This window comes from Bacillus alkalicellulosilyticus, from assembly GCF_002019795.1.
Classification (GTDB): Bacteria; Bacillota; Bacilli; order Bacillales; family Bacillaceae_F; genus Bacillus_AO; species Bacillus_AO alkalicellulosilyticum.
This window is the reverse complement of the sequence record NZ_KV917381.1, coordinates 385,997-402,772: the sequence shown is the minus strand read 5'-3', so window position 1 is coordinate 402,772 and position 16,776 is coordinate 385,997. Positions and strand designations below refer to the sequence as shown.

16 protein-coding genes and 1 riboswitch are annotated in these 16,776 nt (G+C 36.4%); of the genes, 4 read left to right on the top strand and 12 right to left on the bottom strand.

Annotated elements, in window-relative coordinates:
• The first annotated feature begins 19 nt into the window (after positions 1-19).
• Entirely contained in the window at positions 20-148 is a 129-nt protein-coding gene (locus BK585_RS24570) for a hypothetical protein (RefSeq protein WP_281248860.1), read from the top strand.
• A gap of 87 nt (positions 149-235) precedes the next feature.
• Here BK585_RS24570 and BK585_RS02015 read toward each other — a convergent pair whose 3' ends face one another.
• Positions 236-643: a GNAT family N-acetyltransferase gene (locus BK585_RS02015; protein ID WP_078551470.1), complete on the bottom strand. Its 408-nt coding sequence runs from the start codon at positions 641-643 to the stop codon at positions 236-238.
• Between the two features lie 16 nt (positions 644-659).
• The gene (locus BK585_RS02010; protein WP_078551469.1) at positions 660-965 is read right to left on the bottom strand and encodes a putative quinol monooxygenase; all 306 of its coding nucleotides are present in this window, start codon (positions 963-965) and stop codon (positions 660-662) included.
• Positions 966-1,194: 229 nt separating this feature from the next.
• On the opposite strand from BK585_RS02010, the gene BK585_RS02005 reads away from it, so the two are divergent.
• On the top strand, positions 1,195-2,361 hold the full coding sequence (locus BK585_RS02005) for a chromate transporter (protein WP_078556568.1): 1,167 nt from the start codon (positions 1,195-1,197) through the stop codon (positions 2,359-2,361).
• A 375-nt stretch (positions 2,362-2,736) separates the two neighbouring features.
• Here the strand turns inward: BK585_RS02005 and BK585_RS01995 are convergent, their stop codons facing one another.
• The 10 genes from BK585_RS01995 to BK585_RS01950 all read right to left on the bottom strand — a co-directional run bounded on the left by BK585_RS01995 (position 2,737) and on the right by BK585_RS01950 (position 13,928).
• Entirely contained in the window at positions 2,737-3,135 is a 399-nt protein-coding gene (locus BK585_RS01995; protein WP_078551467.1) for a hypothetical protein, read from the bottom strand.
• The gene (locus BK585_RS01990; protein WP_078551466.1) at positions 3,132-3,500 is read right to left on the bottom strand and encodes a hypothetical protein; all 369 of its coding nucleotides are present in this window, start codon (positions 3,498-3,500) and stop codon (positions 3,132-3,134) included. The genes BK585_RS01995 and BK585_RS01990 overlap by 4 nt, the downstream gene beginning before the upstream one ends.
• A gap of 289 nt (positions 3,501-3,789) precedes the next feature.
• On the bottom strand, positions 3,790-5,613 hold the full coding sequence (locus tag BK585_RS01985) for an ABC transporter ATP-binding protein (RefSeq protein ID WP_078551465.1): 1,824 nt from the start codon (positions 5,611-5,613) through the stop codon (positions 3,790-3,792).
• Positions 5,606-7,336 carry an ABC transporter ATP-binding protein gene (locus BK585_RS01980; protein WP_078551464.1) on the bottom strand — a complete coding sequence of 577 codons (1,731 nt, stop codon included), beginning with the start codon at positions 7,334-7,336 and terminating at the stop codon, positions 5,606-5,608. Before BK585_RS01980 ends, BK585_RS01985 begins: the two co-directional genes overlap by 8 nt.
• A gap of 297 nt (positions 7,337-7,633) precedes the next feature.
• Positions 7,634-9,097 carry an alanine/glycine:cation symporter family protein gene (locus BK585_RS01975; RefSeq protein ID WP_078551463.1) on the bottom strand — a complete coding sequence of 488 codons (1,464 nt, stop codon included), beginning with the start codon at positions 9,095-9,097 and terminating at the stop codon, positions 7,634-7,636.
• A 288-nt stretch (positions 9,098-9,385) separates the two neighbouring features.
• Entirely contained in the window at positions 9,386-9,817 is a 432-nt protein-coding gene (locus BK585_RS01970) for a PepSY domain-containing protein (RefSeq protein ID WP_245805766.1), read from the bottom strand.
• A 228-nt stretch (positions 9,818-10,045) separates the two neighbouring features.
• Positions 10,046-10,741, bottom strand: a complete 696-nt coding sequence (locus BK585_RS01965; protein ID WP_078551461.1) for a PepSY domain-containing protein — start codon at positions 10,739-10,741, stop codon at positions 10,046-10,048.
• Between the two features lie 77 nt (positions 10,742-10,818).
• On the bottom strand, positions 10,819-12,171 hold the full coding sequence (locus BK585_RS01960) for a sensor histidine kinase (protein ID WP_078551460.1): 1,353 nt from the start codon (positions 12,169-12,171) through the stop codon (positions 10,819-10,821).
• Positions 12,172-12,174: 3 nt separating this feature from the next.
• Complete coding sequence (locus BK585_RS01955; RefSeq protein WP_078551459.1) at positions 12,175-12,864, bottom strand: response regulator transcription factor; 690 nt, start codon at positions 12,862-12,864, stop codon at positions 12,175-12,177.
• Positions 12,865-13,037: 173 nt separating this feature from the next.
• Positions 13,038-13,928 carry a hypothetical protein gene (locus tag BK585_RS01950; protein ID WP_078551458.1) on the bottom strand — a complete coding sequence of 297 codons (891 nt, stop codon included), beginning with the start codon at positions 13,926-13,928 and terminating at the stop codon, positions 13,038-13,040.
• A 43-nt stretch (positions 13,929-13,971) separates the two neighbouring features.
• Positions 13,972-14,054: riboswitch (cyclic di-GMP riboswitch) on the bottom strand.
• A gap of 184 nt (positions 14,055-14,238) precedes the next feature.
• Here BK585_RS01950 and BK585_RS01945 point away from each other — a divergent pair.
• Together BK585_RS01945 and BK585_RS01940 are read left to right on the top strand one after the other, a co-directional pair.
• Positions 14,239-15,267: an HD-GYP domain-containing protein gene (locus BK585_RS01945; protein WP_078551457.1), complete on the top strand. Its 1,029-nt coding sequence runs from the start codon at positions 14,239-14,241 to the stop codon at positions 15,265-15,267.
• 102 nt (positions 15,268-15,369) lie between these two features.
• Complete coding sequence (locus BK585_RS01940; protein WP_078551456.1) at positions 15,370-16,662, top strand: MEDS domain-containing protein; 1,293 nt, start codon at positions 15,370-15,372, stop codon at positions 16,660-16,662.
• Positions 16,663-16,776: the final 114 nt, after the last annotated feature.

Below are 16,776 nucleotides of genomic sequence, written 5' to 3'. Positions count from 1 at the left end.
AAAAATAAGGGGCGAAATCATGGAGACGATTAAAATCCTTCAGTATACATGTTCACTTTTAGCAACTGGGCTTGTTACATTAACATATATCCATATGTTTCGGAAAAACAAAAAATCAGATAAGCTACAGGAGAAGAAAAAAGTGTAAACAGGAAAGGAGTGTATCAAAGGTTTTTTCCCTTTTAATACACTCCCTTATGTTTTTTGAGAAGTTGCTGTCGAATATAACTTTTAGTTACGGAATCCGTTTCATTAACCTTTCGGAATCTGTTCTAAAACCAAATGGTTCATAGAGTCCTTGCGCATCATTTGTCCCTAGGAATCCTTTTAGCATTTTTAGTTCAGGTGAATTGATTATCGTATTTATAAGGTGCTTACCAATTCCGTTTCCACGATACGTTTCATCTATAAACACATCACATAACCAATACATTGTTGCCCCATCCGTAATAACTCTCGCAAAGCCAATTTGGTTATCTTTGTGGTATACACCATAACAGATGGAATGCTCTAATGACTTATTTATCGTTTCTTGCTCCCTCTCATTGGCCCAATAACTTCTTTTTAGAAATCCATAAACTACATCTAACTGTAACAAAGACTTTTCCTTACTGATTACGATGTCGTTAGCACTTACTTTCATTTCTCACCTCAAGATACTATATCCCTTTCCCACCAAGGGGGCTAAGTGTTTGTATTCTTTCCATTCCAGCAATGATTGGTTTGGCTCTTTCGATTAATTGTTGGATTGCCTCAAGTGATAAAGAGGCTTTGTGAGCTTGTTCATCCTTCCATGCTTCAAACACAAAAACAGCATTTGGGTCCTCTTCAGATAAACTGACTATATACGATTCACAATGTTCTACTTCCTTTAATTTCGATGCTGCTTCCAACAATAGGTTAGCTAACATGTCTCGTTGTCCCTCTACCGCTACCAACTTACCGAATAAACCAAACGTACTCATCGTCACCACTCCTTCAAGATAAAATAGAAAGTTTTATTTACAGTTCTACTTTTTCTAATTATTTCCTGTTTCTTATGTAAATGTTTTGTATACTTTTTATGTGTTTTATTGCTACTTTTTCTCTTATTTGTTACTTTTATTTTATTGACTTTACAGTTGGAGAGTTTTCTCTACAAAAAAAGAATAGAGGGGTGGAACTGTGACAGATAAGAAGAATCATAATTTGCTGATGTCATTAGTAGAAATCTTACTTGTTTCTACAAGACTAGGGTTCACGTCATTTGGAGGACCTATTGCTCATTTAGGCTATTTTCATGAAGAATACATACGACGAAGAAAATGGATGGATGAAAAAAGTTATGCGGATTTAGTAGCGTTATGCCAGTTTCTACCTGGTCCGGCGAGTAGCCAAGTTGGAATAGGAATAGGAGTCATGCGAGCAGGTATTTTAGGTGGGATTGTTTCCTTTATCGGGTTTACTCTTCCTTCCGTTGTTGCCTTAATCGTCTTCGCCTTGCTTTTACATACATTCGGGTTTACGGATGCTGGATGGATTCACGGGTTAAAAATTGTTGCCGTTGTCGTTGTCGCCCATGCGATTTTAGGTATGGCGAAAAATTTAACTCCTGATGTTCAGCGAAAAACAATTGCCTTAGCTGCGGTCGTCGTAACGTTGTTATGGCAAACTGCGTTTACTCAAGTTGGCGTGATCATTTTAGCAGGATTTGTAGGATATCTTCTTTATCGACATCATACACTTGAAGGCTCAGGCGAAAATGTTCGCTTTCCAATTTCACATTGTTTTGCTGTTGTTTGTTTGACTTTATTTTTCGGATTATTATTTGTACTACCTATCCTAAGAGAAGCGACAAATGTAACTTGGGTTGCGATGTTTGATAGTTTTTATCGAGCAGGTTCTCTTGTGTTTGGTGGAGGACATGTTGTCTTACCTTTGCTTGAAAGAGAGTTTGTCCCAACTGGATGGCTAACTCAAGAACAGTTTCTTGCAGGATACGGTGCTGCTCAAGCTGTACCTGGTCCATTATTTACATTCGCCGCTTATATCGGGGCAGTCATTAATGGTTGGAAAGGTGGGCTTTTAGCGACTATTGCGATTTTCCTACCTGCCTTTTTGCTTATCTTAGGGACTTTGCCATTTTGGAACTCACTTCGCCGAAACCCGAACATTAAAGGCGCGTTAATGGGTGTGAACGCTGCTGTCGTTGGGATTTTAATTGCGGCCTTATATCATCCAATTTGGACAAGTTCGATTATATCAGCAATCGACTTTGCATTTGCAGCTGTATTGTTTGCGATGTTAGTATTCTGGAAGCTCCCCCCATGGGTGATTGTTCTGACAGGGGCATTGGGTGGGTTTTTATTGTCATTTCTTTAAATGTGAATAGTCGTCGAAAAATGACAGCTTTTTTAGAGCATTGAAATAAGAAGAGACTGAGACAAACCATTTTGCCCAGTCTCGTTACTTATATAATATTAAAAATCATTAAAATAGCTAATAGCAATGAAATACCCGAAAAAATAAAAAACCAATAAGGTAAAAATGCTTCGGAGTCTTTTTTATATTCAGAAACCCCCATAACTAAGAGCATTGCACAAAATGATATAAGAACAAAAGGCTGCAAGGAGTAATTACTCGTAATCAACTGAAATAGAATCAAAGCCAACCAAATAACTCCAATTATATTGATAGCTCCCTTAATATACCATACCTCCCTACATTTTCCACATATCCACTTAATTGTTCTCTTAATTATCTACGAACTAATTCTTCTATAAACTCATAATCAATTATCTGGTCTGTTACATTGTGAAAAAAACCATTGTAACTTATCGTATCATTAGAATTAATCGTCAATTCTTTGACCGATCTTCCTTTAGTGTCATAAATAGTAGTTTTAAAGCTGTATCCCGTATACATAAATGATGGTTTGCCCTTTTGGAAAGTGACATCATTTAAATTAGTAATAATATGATTAATATCATTTTGCTCAGTAATTTCTATATCATTGCCGGTGTTACCATCAAAGACAGTTATTTTAGAAACAGTCGTTGGATTTATACTAACGACTTTTTGAGGTAGAAACGTCGATGCAAAAATGAAAAGAATAGCTATAGGAATACTTAAAATGATCCATTTGATTTTCTTCATTCAAATCCCTCCACTTTTTTCGCTAGATAATACTCTCCGTTCTCTTCATATAAAATCGAGTCCTTTTCCTTAATGTTGGCATATAAGGGTGTTTCAGTATTCAATCCAGTGGAATCAAAATTCATTTCCACTAAATTTTCATCCACATCCATGTTCACGATGTTTCTTTTAACTTCACCAAGCTTTTCTCCCTTGAAATCTTCCTCCACTTTTTCACCTGTCAGTTTATACGTTTGTCCATCGTAGATTACAAATGGATAAGGCCACGATTCTTCATCAGAAGGGGAGCTAATATGGTACGTTGTTCCTGGTTGGTTGCTACATCCAACTAAAAAGATGGACAATATAAGTAGAAATTTCTTCAATTACAATCCCCCCTTTATTATGTAACGAAGAAAAGAATCAAAAGTTTCTTTTGAAATACTCATTTCCTGCCGAATACTATAAATTCTATAAAAATTCCACTTCTCCTCCTTGAACAAGTACACCCCCGAAAACATAACAATAGTATTCTTAAAGACTTACAAATTACTGGACATCATAAAAAGGTGAGACAAAAGGTTGTATTTTCCTTTTGTCCCACCTCTAAGTTTATGAACATCATTTCCATATTTATACTAGGATTGCTCTCATCGCTTGAAAAAGTGATTTCACTTACGATTGAACGGCAATCTTTGATTGATACAGTCCATGATAAAAACCTTTTTGTTCAAGCAACGATTGGTGGCTTCCTTTTTCTATCAGCTTTCCGTCATCAATGACCAAGATTTGATCGGCATGTTGAATCGTATTTAACCGATGCGCAATGACAAAACTTGTTCTTCCTTTCATCAAACGTTTTAGTGCTTCTTGTATTTTTACTTCTGTAATTGTGTCGATGCTGCTTGTTGCTTCGTCAAGGATAAGTAAAGACGGGTTCGATAGTATGGCTCGAGCGATAGATAGGAGTTGTTTTTGCCCTTGGCTTATTCCGCTGCCTTCGTGAGTCAAAATCGTTTCATACTGTTCTGGTAATTTAGAGATAAAGTCGTGAGCGTTCGCTTGTTTGGCTGCTTCAATGACTTCTTCATCCGTGGCTTCAAGTCTTCCATATCGGATATTTTCCATAATGGATGCTTGGAATAAAAAAGAATCTTGTAGCACAAACCCCATGTGTTCTCTGACACTCGTTCGTTTTATCTTTTGGCTGTCTTGCCCATCGATTAAGATAACACCCTCTTGTGGGTCATAAAATCGTGACAGTAAGTTAAGGATCGTTGTTTTCCCTGCCCCTGTTGGACCGACTAGAGCGACAGTTTCACCTGGATACACTTTAAAAGAAACAGACTGTAACGTGTTATCATCGCCATCATAAGAAAAGGAAACGTCCTTAAATTCCACATCTCCTTTCATATTTTTGATGGAAGAGGCTCCATTCTCATCGGCTTCTTCTTTTTCTTCATCCATAATCGTAAAAACTCTTTCTGCCCCTGCAACAGCGGATAAAAGCGTATTAAATTGGTTGGCTAAATCATTAAGAGGTCGTGTGAATTGTCGGGAGTATTCCGCAAAAATGACGATAACACCAATTGAAATCATCCCGTTAAATGCTAACACTCCTCCCACACCAGCAATTAGAGCAAAGTTTACATTATTTAAGAGGTTCATTAGTTTTGGGATAAACCCTGAAAAGGTTTGTGCCCAAAAAGCTGTTTGTTTTAAGGCTTTGTTTTTATCAATAAACTCGGAAATGACCTTTGATTCTTGAGAATACATTTTGACAATCTTTTGCCCTGATAAGGTTTCCTCTACTAACCCATTAAGCTCTCCCACATTTTTTTGCTGTTCTTTAAATAACTTCCCGGTTCTTTTTGTGATCCACTTTAACCCAAAAAACATGACAGGAATGACACTAATTGTAATTAACGTCAGCAAAGGACTTAACCAAAGCATCACCCCAAGCATCCCCACAAGCGTTAATACACTTGAGAAAACTTGAATGACTGAGCTGTTAAGAGTGGAACTGACATTTTCGATATCATTTGTGATTCGACTCATTAGCTCTCCATGCTGTTTTTTATCAAAGAAAGGAATCGGTAAATGATGAAGCGTTTGGAATAAATCGACCCGTAATGAAAAAACCGTTTTCTGTGCAATTCCGACCATCCAATAGTTTTGAAGTATTAATGAAACTGAATGGAAGACAAATGCTAAAAGTAGAACCAATAAAAGAATGAGAATTCCCTGCTGTTCTTGCGTAACAATGTATTGGTCAATCGCCATCCCGATTAGAAAAGGTCCAAGTAGCCCTAGAACAGAACTAATGATTACCATAAGGAAGACTGTTGTAAGTAACCCCTTTTTAACCGCTAGATATCCCCAAATCCGTTTTATCGTAGTAAACCAATTGGTTGGTTTCACTTGTTTTTTCGTATGTTCTTGGTCATCTGATAGTTTTATCTTTTTATATTGGAAAGGTTCTCGTAGTTGTTTAAGCATCGTTTCTAAACTCCTCTCCTGATTGCGACTGAACGATTTTTTGATACAAGGAAGATGAAGTGAGTAACTGATTATGATGACCTTCAGCTAACACTTTTCCGTCTTCTAACAGAATGACTTTATCCGCTTCCATCGCAGTCGTAATTTTTTGAGTAATCAAAAGTGTCGTACATTGATATTCTTTAAGTGAAGCTAGAAGTTTCGCTTCTGTTTTCAAGTCTAGTGCACTCGTACTATCATCTAAAAGCAATATTTTTGGTTCTCGGACAAAGGCTCTTGCAATCGAAATCCGTTGTTTTTGCCCTCCTGATAAGTTTACGCCTTTTTGGCCAATCTTTGTTTCATATTGGAAGGGTAATTTCTTTATTGTTTCATGAATTTGAGCTTTCTTAGCGGCTTCAATTATTTCCTCTGTTGTCGCCTCTTCTTTACCCCAAGCAATGTTTTCTTTTACTGTTCCTGTAAATAAAATCGCTTCTTGAGGAACATAACCAATTTGTTTTCGTAGCGTGTCAAGTTTCATTGTTTCCACATCTATACCATCTACCAAGACTCTTCCTTCATCAACATCATAGAGACGGGGAATAAGCTGCATTACTGATGTTTTTCCAGAGCCCGTCGCCCCCATCAACGCAACGGTCTCTCCTGCCTTTATAGAAATCGATAAATGAGTAAGAACCTTCGTATCTGTATGAGGATAACGGAAGGAAACGTTTTCAAATTTCACATTCCCTGATAATGGCGGAGTTTCCTTAGCATCTTTCTGTTCCAATAGGTCTATGTTTACTTGCATCACTTCTTCTAAACGTGTCGCTGAAGCTCTTGCTCTTGAAAAAATCATGATAATCCACGAAAACATCGTCATTGCCCCTGTAATTCGAGTGGCGTAATTCACGACGGCGACAACTTCTCCTACTTGAACACCATTTGTTGTGTTTAATTCAAAGTTACCAAACCATAAAATGACGAGGATACTTACATTCATTACAAGTAATAAAATAGGCATCGTCACTTCAAGCAGTCGCAAAGCAGATACTGTTTTATCCATTAACTGTTCGTTTGCTACATTAAAGCGCTTTTGTTCATGGGTACGGCGGAGATAAGCTTTGACCAATCTCATGCCTGCCAAATTTTCTTGCATCACACGGTTGACTCCATCTAAACGTTCTTGCACTGCTTGGAAAAGGATACGTCCTTTTGTAAGCGCCCAGTATAAGAATAGAAGTAAAAGCGGGACCGTTACCGCTAAGATTAACGCTAATTTTACATTTACAAAAAGAGCCATAACTAAGCCACCTAATACGAGTAAAGGTGCTCTTAGCATAATCCGTAAACACATAAATACAGTGGTTTGTACTTGAGTTACATCATTTGTAACTCTTGTCAGTAAAGAAGATGTAGGGATTTGATTAAAGTTGGCAAACGAGAAGGCCTGAATCTTCTCAAACAATTTATTTCTTGCATCAAACCCAAATCCTTGACTCACATGAGCCGCAAAAAAAGAATTAATGATTCCTGAGGCAAAGGCAAGTATTGAAATTCCAATTAAAATCAAGCCCCACCTAATGACAACAGACATATCGTCGGCTAATATTCCATCGTCTATAATTTTAGCCATAAGTAGCGGTTGCCATAATTCAACGACGAGCTCTAATAACATTAAAAAAAGGGCCACATAAGCCGCAAATCGATATGGTTTTAAAAAAGAGAATACAGTTCGCATGAAGCCCTTCCTTTCAAGATAGTTGTATGTACATTTTACCTGATTCTTCTAAATAGTTATATTTTTATGCTTACAACTACATAATCAAAAAGGCAAAGCCTTTATGATTAAAGCACTGCGCGAAGCCGCTACCATCTTTTAGAGTCAAACAAAAGTGGGGTTCTATTGTTTGACTCGTAGCGAGCGAAGCCAGTGCTCTTCAGGGGATACTCCCCAAAATTTTTATACTCCTTTTCTCCAACAAAAAAGTGATTGAAAAGGATGATATCCTCTTCAATCACTTTTATCTACTTATTATTATGCAGACTGATCGTCTTTCTTGTACTCATTTTCCCAGAAGTCCGCATTTTCAATGTCACACTTCTTAGGGTCGAATACAGGATCAACACCTTGCTTCATTTGCTGCTCGTAATCTTTTAATACACGAAGTGCAGGTTTAGCTAAAATTAGAATCGCAATTAAGTTTAACCAAACCATGAGTCCTAATCCAACTTCACCAAGTGCCCACGCAAGGTCAGCCTCACGGATTGCACCAAAGAATACAGCCGCTAACAATACTACTTTTAACAAGAACATAGCAATCTTGTTCACGTTACCTTTTCTTAGTAAATAAGCAACGTTTGTTTCAGCCATGTAGTAGTACGCCATAATTGTAGTGAAAGCAAAGAAGAATAATGCTATCGCTACAAATCCAGAACCGAATCCAGGGAACACTGTATCAATCGCACCTTGAGTAAAAGCAGGTCCTCTTTCAAGTTCTGCTGTAAAGTTACCGATAAATGTTGTTCCATCCCCCTTAGGGTCAACAACATGATACATTCCTGTTAATAAAATCATAAATGCTGTAGCTGAACAAACAACTAGAGTATCAATGTATACAGAGAATGACTGAACCAAACCTTGTTTCGCTGGGTGAGATACTTCAGCAGCTGCTGCTGCGTGAGGTCCTGTTCCTTGACCGGCTTCATTAGAGAATACTCCACGCATAACTCCCCATTTAATCGCCATACCAATAATACCACCAAGTGCAGCATGTGTACCAAATGCACTAGAGAAAATTAAAGCAATAATAGCTGGTATTTCAGTGATATTAACTAAGATGATAATGAATGCAAAGATAATGTAGGCAATCGCCATGAATGGTACAACAACTTGCGCTACGTTTGCAATACGTTTAATACCACCAAAGATAATAACACCGACAATTATAATAATAGCTAATCCAGTAACCCATGTTGGAATGCTAAACGCATTGTCCATTGAAGAAGCAATCGCGTTAGATTGGATACCTGGCATTAATAAGCTTAGTGCCAATACTGTAGCTACAGCAAAGATTGCTGCAAACCACTTCCAACCAATTCCTTTTTCGATGTAATATGCAGGTCCCCCGCGATATTGACCATCTTGTTTTTCTTTATACACTTGCCCTAGTGCTGACTCAACAAATGCACTTGCTGAACCGATAAAGGCAATAATCCACATCCAAAGAACAGCACCTGGTCCCCCAAGGGCAATCGCTGTTGCAACTCCGGCAATGTTACCAGTACCAACACGACCAGATAAAGCAACTGATAACGCTTGAAAAGAAGATACACCTGCATCAGATTTCTTACCAGTGAATAACAACTTAATCATGTCTTTAAAATGACGAACTTGCACAAACCTAGTTAAAATTGAAAATAAAAGTCCAACACCAAGACAAGCGTAAATAACAAAGTCATGCCACAATATCCCATTGAGCATATTTGCGAAATCTAACATGTAAATCCCCCTTTTTCATAATTTAGTAACAATTCTATATTCAGTAGAATTATATGTTATATTATTTTGCAATACAATATGCAATTTTGTATATTGACCCATTTTGTTCAATAATCTTACACATTTTCTCTAATTCCGCTCCTGTATGGCTTGATTTACCAATATACGTAGTGATTTTTACCCATTTTTAAAGCGCTTACATAACTAAATATAAATCTACATATTTTTACAAAAAAAGGTAGCTTGGACAAGCTACCTTTTCCTACTATAGTTATAGACTTACTTATCTTAATCATCCCATTCAAATTCTAAAATTTGACCTGTTTCTGCTGAAATTTCAAATTCTGCTTCTCTCCCATCTTTTGTTTTTATTTCTATTTCATATTTGTAATGTCCGTCATCTTTATCAAGCTCTACTTCTTTTACTTTCCCCTCTACTTTTGTTAAAGCTATCGTAACAGCTTCTTCCATAGTAATTTTAATATTCCCATAAGAATTTGAGTTACTATCCGTATCATCGTCATCCTCATACCAATCTTCATCTAGCTCAGCAATTTGGTCCAATTTTTCAGGAATCACGGCAGCAACTACTTCTTTCTCATTTATGCTTTCTGTCATTTGTTCGTTTATCTGAACTTCATCTTTCTGTAATGCACTAACTCCCATACCGATACCACCTAATACTAACACTCCTGTTAACACGATTGTTTTTACACTCACTTTTAACTCATCTCCTTTATGTGATTTCATTTACATTGTAAGCAACACACATTAAGAATTACGGAAAGTAAGATTAAAAAACGATTAGAAAGTGATTAGTTTAGATGCATACTTTTTAAACGGACATCCATGGCCATTATTAATGAAACGAGTAAAAAAAGCTGAAAAAGTTAGAAATCTAACCTTATCAGCCTTGATTGCTTGGATAATATTACTTCTTAACTAAGACTACCAGGTTACAGAGAGAACCTCTCCAGTATAGGCATTTATGATAATATCAACATCTTCATCTTGTTCAGTTTCAATCTCTATTTCATACACTAAAAGTCCGTTCTCCATTTCGAGTTCGATATCATCAACTTTCCCAGCGACTATTGAAAGTGCAATCTCTACTGCTGCTTCTTCACTAATAATACCGCTGTTTATCGTTTCTTCCTGCTCTATCTTTGAAGAACTACCAACTTTTGTTTCCTGGTTAATGGTAACAAGGTAATTTCCGTCGGTCGCTTCAACGACTACTTCATAAAACATCTCATCTTCTCTAGCCTTTTCAGTTACACTTTTGATTACTCCTGGAACCTCTTGTAACGCTAATTGCTTTGCATCGTCTTCCGACAACTGAGTTTCGTTGATTACTATTTCTTCACCTTGACTTAAATGAATAACATTGCCTGAGTAGCTATCGAGCGTAACTTCAAACCTTTTATTTTCTTGTATAAAAGAGACAACATATTTATCATCTGAACCGTTCGAAACAAGATTAATACTTTCTATTTCACCCTCGTATAGACGTGATACTAGGTCTGTTACTTCTCTCTCGCTTACCATTTCTTGTTCTTGACTGACCACAAAATGTTGAATGCTAAGAATCAATCCAATGACAATGAAAGCAACAATGAGGGTCTTCCTTCTTCTTCGAAACATATTTTACATCACCTTAGTTTTTTATTGAGTATATGTCATCGAAACTAAAAACAACTTACAATAACATTAAAATTAGATTAGAATTGTTGGAGAACAGGAAGAGTAATATAAAAAACGGTTCCTTCTCCTTCTTTACTCTCTACGTTAATGGTCCCTTGATGGGCTTCGGTAATTTTTTTCGCAATAGCTAAACCAAGCCCCGTTCCTCCATTGTCTCGGCTCCTTGCTTTATCAACTCGGTAAAATCGGTCAAAGATATGTCCAACCTCTGCTTCAGGAATCCCTACCCCTTCATCTTTCACTGATATAGTAACGAGATTTTTTTCAGAGCTTATGTCAATTTCAATTGACCCATTACTAAACTTCATTGCATTATCGAGTAAAATAAAAAACAACTGCTTAAGCTTTACAATATCACCTTCCACAATGGCCGTTTTGGTGCTATTCACTATAATTTCTCGTTCATAGGCATGGTGTATCGTTTTGCTAATTTCCTCACACATCTTTACTACGTCAACTTTCTCTATTTTTATATCCCATTGATTTTGGTTGTTGGCAAGGGCAAGCATTTGAATAGCCATTTCCTTCATGCGAACAGCTTCTGAATGAATGGCTTCAATTGATTCTTCTAGAACTTCCGGCTTACTCGCCCCCCATCTTTTAAGTAAACTAGCATAGCTTTCTATAACGGTTAAAGGAGTCTTCAACTCATGAGACGCGTCGGACACAAATTGTTGCTGTTTCTCATAGTTTTGTTCAAGAATACTAATCATTTCATTAAACGTATTTCCTAGTTTAAATAATTCATCCTCTGATTTTCTCTTAAATGGTAACCGTTTAAACACTCCTTGTTGCCGAACTTCTTCCATTGTCGTTATTAAACGATTTATTGGTTGTAGAACAATTGTACTAACAACACGTCCCGCTAAAAAAGCTGGAACCACAACGACAAATGAAGCCAAAAGCAATACATATTTTAACAAATCTAGCATGCGATAAGTCGTCGTTACTTCTTCTGTCACTTCTAATGTAACGACCCTACCATCCACCCAAATGATAGGAAAATATACTACCGCATACACACTGCTTTGAATATGATATACCTCTGCTAGTTGTTTTTGGATGTACGTCGGTTCAAACGCATTTCTAAGGTCTGGTTCCTTTGTTATGGTTGTAATCGATCTTTGGTCTTCATTTATCACTCGTATCATTCCGTTACCAGGGAGATAGGCTCGTAATAAGTTTGTATGCTCTATTTCAGTTGAAGATTGTAATACCTCTACAATATTTTCTGTTCTCGATTGAAGTTTGGACAACTCTTCTTCTGTTATAAGATGATTGAAAACCAAATAAATAGTAGTATTAATTACTCCAACCAAAAGAAGTAAAGTGACCGTAGATACAATTTGGATTTTCGTTCTTATATTCATCCGTTACTCCTTAATGACATACCCAACTCCGCGAACTGTGTGAATCAGTGGCACATCAAATGGTTGGTCTACTTTTTTTCGTAAATACCGTATATACACATCAACTACATTTGTATCCCCCAGAAAATCATATCCCCATACATGTTCTACAATTTGCTCACGTTGAAGGACTTGATTTTGATGCTTTAGCAAGAAAACGAGAAGATTAAATTCCTTCGGTGTCAGTTCAATTTCCTTCCCTCTTCTTGTGACAGTATGAGCTATTTCGTCTACAGATAAATCAGCAATCCTCAATTCCTGCTTTTGAAGCGTATCATCTGTTCTTGTTTGTACTCTCAAACATACTCGAATTCTCGCTAATAGCTCTTCAATTTGAAATGGTTTAGTAATGTAATCATTGGCACCTTGGTCAAGTCCACTTACCTTATCTGGTATTGAATCCCGTGCGGTTAACAAAATCACTGGTGTTGCATCTCCTGTTGTTCGAATTCGCCGAAGAACTTCTAAACCATTTAATTCTGGTAGCATTACATCTAATAACACTAAATCCCATTTTTGTTCTTGGAAAGTGGCCAATCCTTGTGTACCCGTTGTCGCAGTACTCACGCTATATCCCTCATGTTCCAACTCTAACTTAAGGACTCTAGCAATTTTTGTTTCATCTTCTATTACCAAGATTTTTTCTCCCGCCATTTTTTTGCTCCTCTATCTTTTCTATTACTTCCTTAATACTGCAAGGAAAAGCCTTTTGTCAAGAAATCCTCCTGAAAGATACAAACCACTTACTATTGAATGAAGATAAAGTAGTATAACAAATAAAAGCAGAGACAAAGGTAATAACAACCTTCTGTCCCTGCCTCGTCACCCTATTTCATTAATTGCTTCCAACTACTATAATGATGAACTGCCACTCCCTTAAAGCTTGCTGAATTGGCATATGCTTGAGTTACTTTCGCCAGTTCCGTATTTAACTTATGCTTTTGTTCAAAAAAGCTAATATGAGAACCCTCATTTGATGCCATTGTTTCAACACCAACAACAATGCTCTTGCCCTTAATTGAGGCATAGGTCATTTCATTTCTTACTAATTCAATAATTCCATTTGGTCCCTCTGCAAAGTTACGATAGGCCATTAAGGTTACAACATCAGATTGGTCAATGACCCAGTTTGATAGAATTCCTTTGCCATACGTTTTATTTGAAAAGGAGACTTCATCAAACCAAAATGGTAAGTCTACACCAAATTCTATTGATAACTGACTTGATAACACTCTAAAATCAATCACTACTTCTTGAAAGAATTCAATTGTTCTTTGTTGACTCCTTGTCCAATCTGCTAATAGATAAGGCTCTACATCAATATGAATACCAGTAAACTTTTCATTTTGATGTGCTTGCTGTTGGTACGTTCTTAACCAATCTAGTAACGGCTGATATTGCCTTTTTCCATTCTTGGAAGCCCAGCTCGGTGCTCCATCAAGCGCATGAACTTTTATATTAACACTATTAGCCCGTTGAATGAAAGCTCTGTAATGATTCATTGGTATGTCTCTATTAATTTGTAAGTATACAGTTGTAGCTCCTTGTTCAATCAGAAATGCTACTACGTCAGCTTGATGATGAACAATTTCATACGTATCCCAGAGCCAAGTAGCTTTCTCCATAGTTTTAGCCTCACCCGGTTTTGCAAAAGAAACTATCACCATTGCCATAACAATAAAATAGATACATAGTACTTTTGCCTTACACTTCTTCATTATATACCTCTCCTCATTTTAGGCCCAAAGCCTCGAAATGAGGTTTGGCAGCTTGGCAACCGTACGATATCGCTTAGGCCCATAGCTTTGCGTCCTTGCTTTTCAACAAGTTTGCCTTTATCAATTTATTACACTTATTATATGATAGCGTTATCTTTTTGTCTCTATTTTTATTAGTACATTTTACGATTGTCGACAATTCTCCTTATTTATTCTCTAAATTTTTGTAATATTTTGTTGAAATAAGACAATAGCTAAAGGTAAAATGAGAAGAAATACAATGTTCCTTTAATCGTGAGGAGATGTAGTTATGGAGCAAATTGATATTTCCTTTGATTTGGTTGGTAGCATGTTAAAAGAGGATATCTATTCTAATGAAGGAATTCTACTTCTTAAACAAGGAATTACATTAAAAGAGATTCATATTGTAACGCTACAAAAGTACCGTTTTGGTAAAAGTGTGGCTGTTGAAAAAGCAAGACCCTCTGCTAAAGCTATTTCTATTGAAAATCAAAAAAACTACCTTTCTACCCTAGAACAGATTAAAGAAGCTTTTCATTTAATCCTCAAAGTAGAAATGACTAATGTGCAATCAATTCTATTAGAATATCACAAGCTCGTAACTTCAGCCTTAGCGGATGTGTCTTTGTTACGACTTCTAAACACCGAATTTAAACCAGATGATCACCTATATCAACATAGTATGAATGTTGGAATTATTGCAGCTTTAATAGGAAGGTGCTTAGCTTTGCCGAAGAGTGATTGGTATTTGTTATCAACGATGGGATTATTTCATGACATTGGAATGCTTCATGTTGACCCATTAATGACTAAAAAGGACGGTCCTCTATCAAGTAGCGAATATGATGATGTAAAAGAACATACGCTGTTCGGATACGGTTTACTTCGAATTCTTGAGCCCCTAGACCCTCTTGTCCACCAAGCTGCCCGTTCGCACCATGAAAGGATTGATGGTAGTGGCTATCCATCACATTTAAAGGAAAGTGAAATTCCTTTTTTTATCCAAATTGTTTCTGTAGCTGATTGCTTTAGTGCCATGAGTATGAAACCTTATGGTGAAAAGAAAACTTCATTTGCTTCCGTATTTGAATTGGTCAACGAGTCGTTAGGTAATAGATTAAACCCTTCCATTGTTGTTCCTTTTATACGATATATTATGAGGCAGCACCTCTATGAATCTGTCACATTAAACAATGGTGAAGTAGCTGAAATTATCTTTATTCACGATGATGAACCTCACAAACCATTGGTGCGCATGAACGAAAAGTATATTGATTTACGAAGAGATTCATCTCTTACTATCGCAACACTTATATAAAACTAATGCAATGGGTATACAAAGGCTAAATCTTTTGTATACTCTTATTTTCTAGGACAATTCTACTTTTTTTAGTTATAATTTAGTGGAGGTGAGGTAAATTTGAAATCAAAGACAATCTCCTTGACTAAAAATATACAAATTAATGATGGGTCCCACATTTTATATTTTTATCAAGACGAAGAAAAATACATAGACAATGTTGTTTCTTTCATAATGTTAGCCAATACAATGAATCAACGTGTTGTCTATATTGATAACCTTACACACTATCAATCTGTACTGAATAAATTAAAAGATTTATTACATGAGGAACAAATTAATAGTATTGTACAGTATGTAAACAACTATGATTTTTATGAAATGTACGGTCATTTTCACTTCGAACGTATATTACATAATTTTAAAAAGACCTTACAACCATACGTTGACGAAAACCTTTCTGTTCGTATATGGGGGTTTGTTGATTGGGTCGAGAAACCATGTTCCGAAGAACTTAATAATTATGAACAACACGCTGATATTTCCGTTAATGAAATTGGCTATATGACTGTTTGTTGTTATGATGGAAATAAAGTGTCCTCTGTCACTCAAACAGAAATGCTTCGAAGCCATGAATACTTTATGACCGATAAAGAACTAGTGAAATCTCCCCTTTATAATCAGTTAGAAGAAACTGTATTTCCTTCATTAACCACACAGAGAGAAATTGAGTCTGAAATCGATTTCTATCGCCAAAAGCTTGATTTTATTCATGTAGTTGCTCATGAAGTCCGAAATCCTCTTACTGTTATTAAATCATTTGCTACGATTCTAAAATCCGAAACAAACGACCCAAGTATGAGAGAACGTCTTGGATTAATAGAGGACTATTCCGTTGCCATTGACCATGAAATTCATCATATTATTGAAACAGAACAAATGTTAACAAGCGATACGTTTTGGAAGCACAAGCTATTAAAGATAATAACTCCGATTAAAGAAGTACTTGAAATCATGGAGGTCAAGGCTCGCACTCAAAATATATACATTGAGAAAACAATCCACATTCCTGATTCCCTTTTAGTAAAAGGAAACCTTATGGGTTATAAACTAATCATTTCAAACTTACTTAGCAATGCCATCAAATTTAGCTATGAAGGCGGAATCGTTTCATTCCGCTGCTATACTAGTGACGAATTTCTTATCATTGAAGTGATCGACCACGGAATTGGAATTGCCCCTACTCAAATAGATAAATTGTTTCAGAAATATCAAAAAAACGATGCTGCTGTTCCAGGCCAAGGGATTGGACTTTTCATGGTAAATAAACTAGTCTCCCATTTTAATGGAACGATATCTGTTGAATCTCAGCCTGGAAAAGGGACATTTATTCAAGTAGTATTTCCTATCTAGGTTATTAGATTTTTTCACTAGTACCACCAGTTTTTTTCGCTTTAACTAAAGGGTATGGAAATTCAATTTCCGTACCCTCGTTTTTTCCTCATGCACTGAAATAGGAAGTTGGTA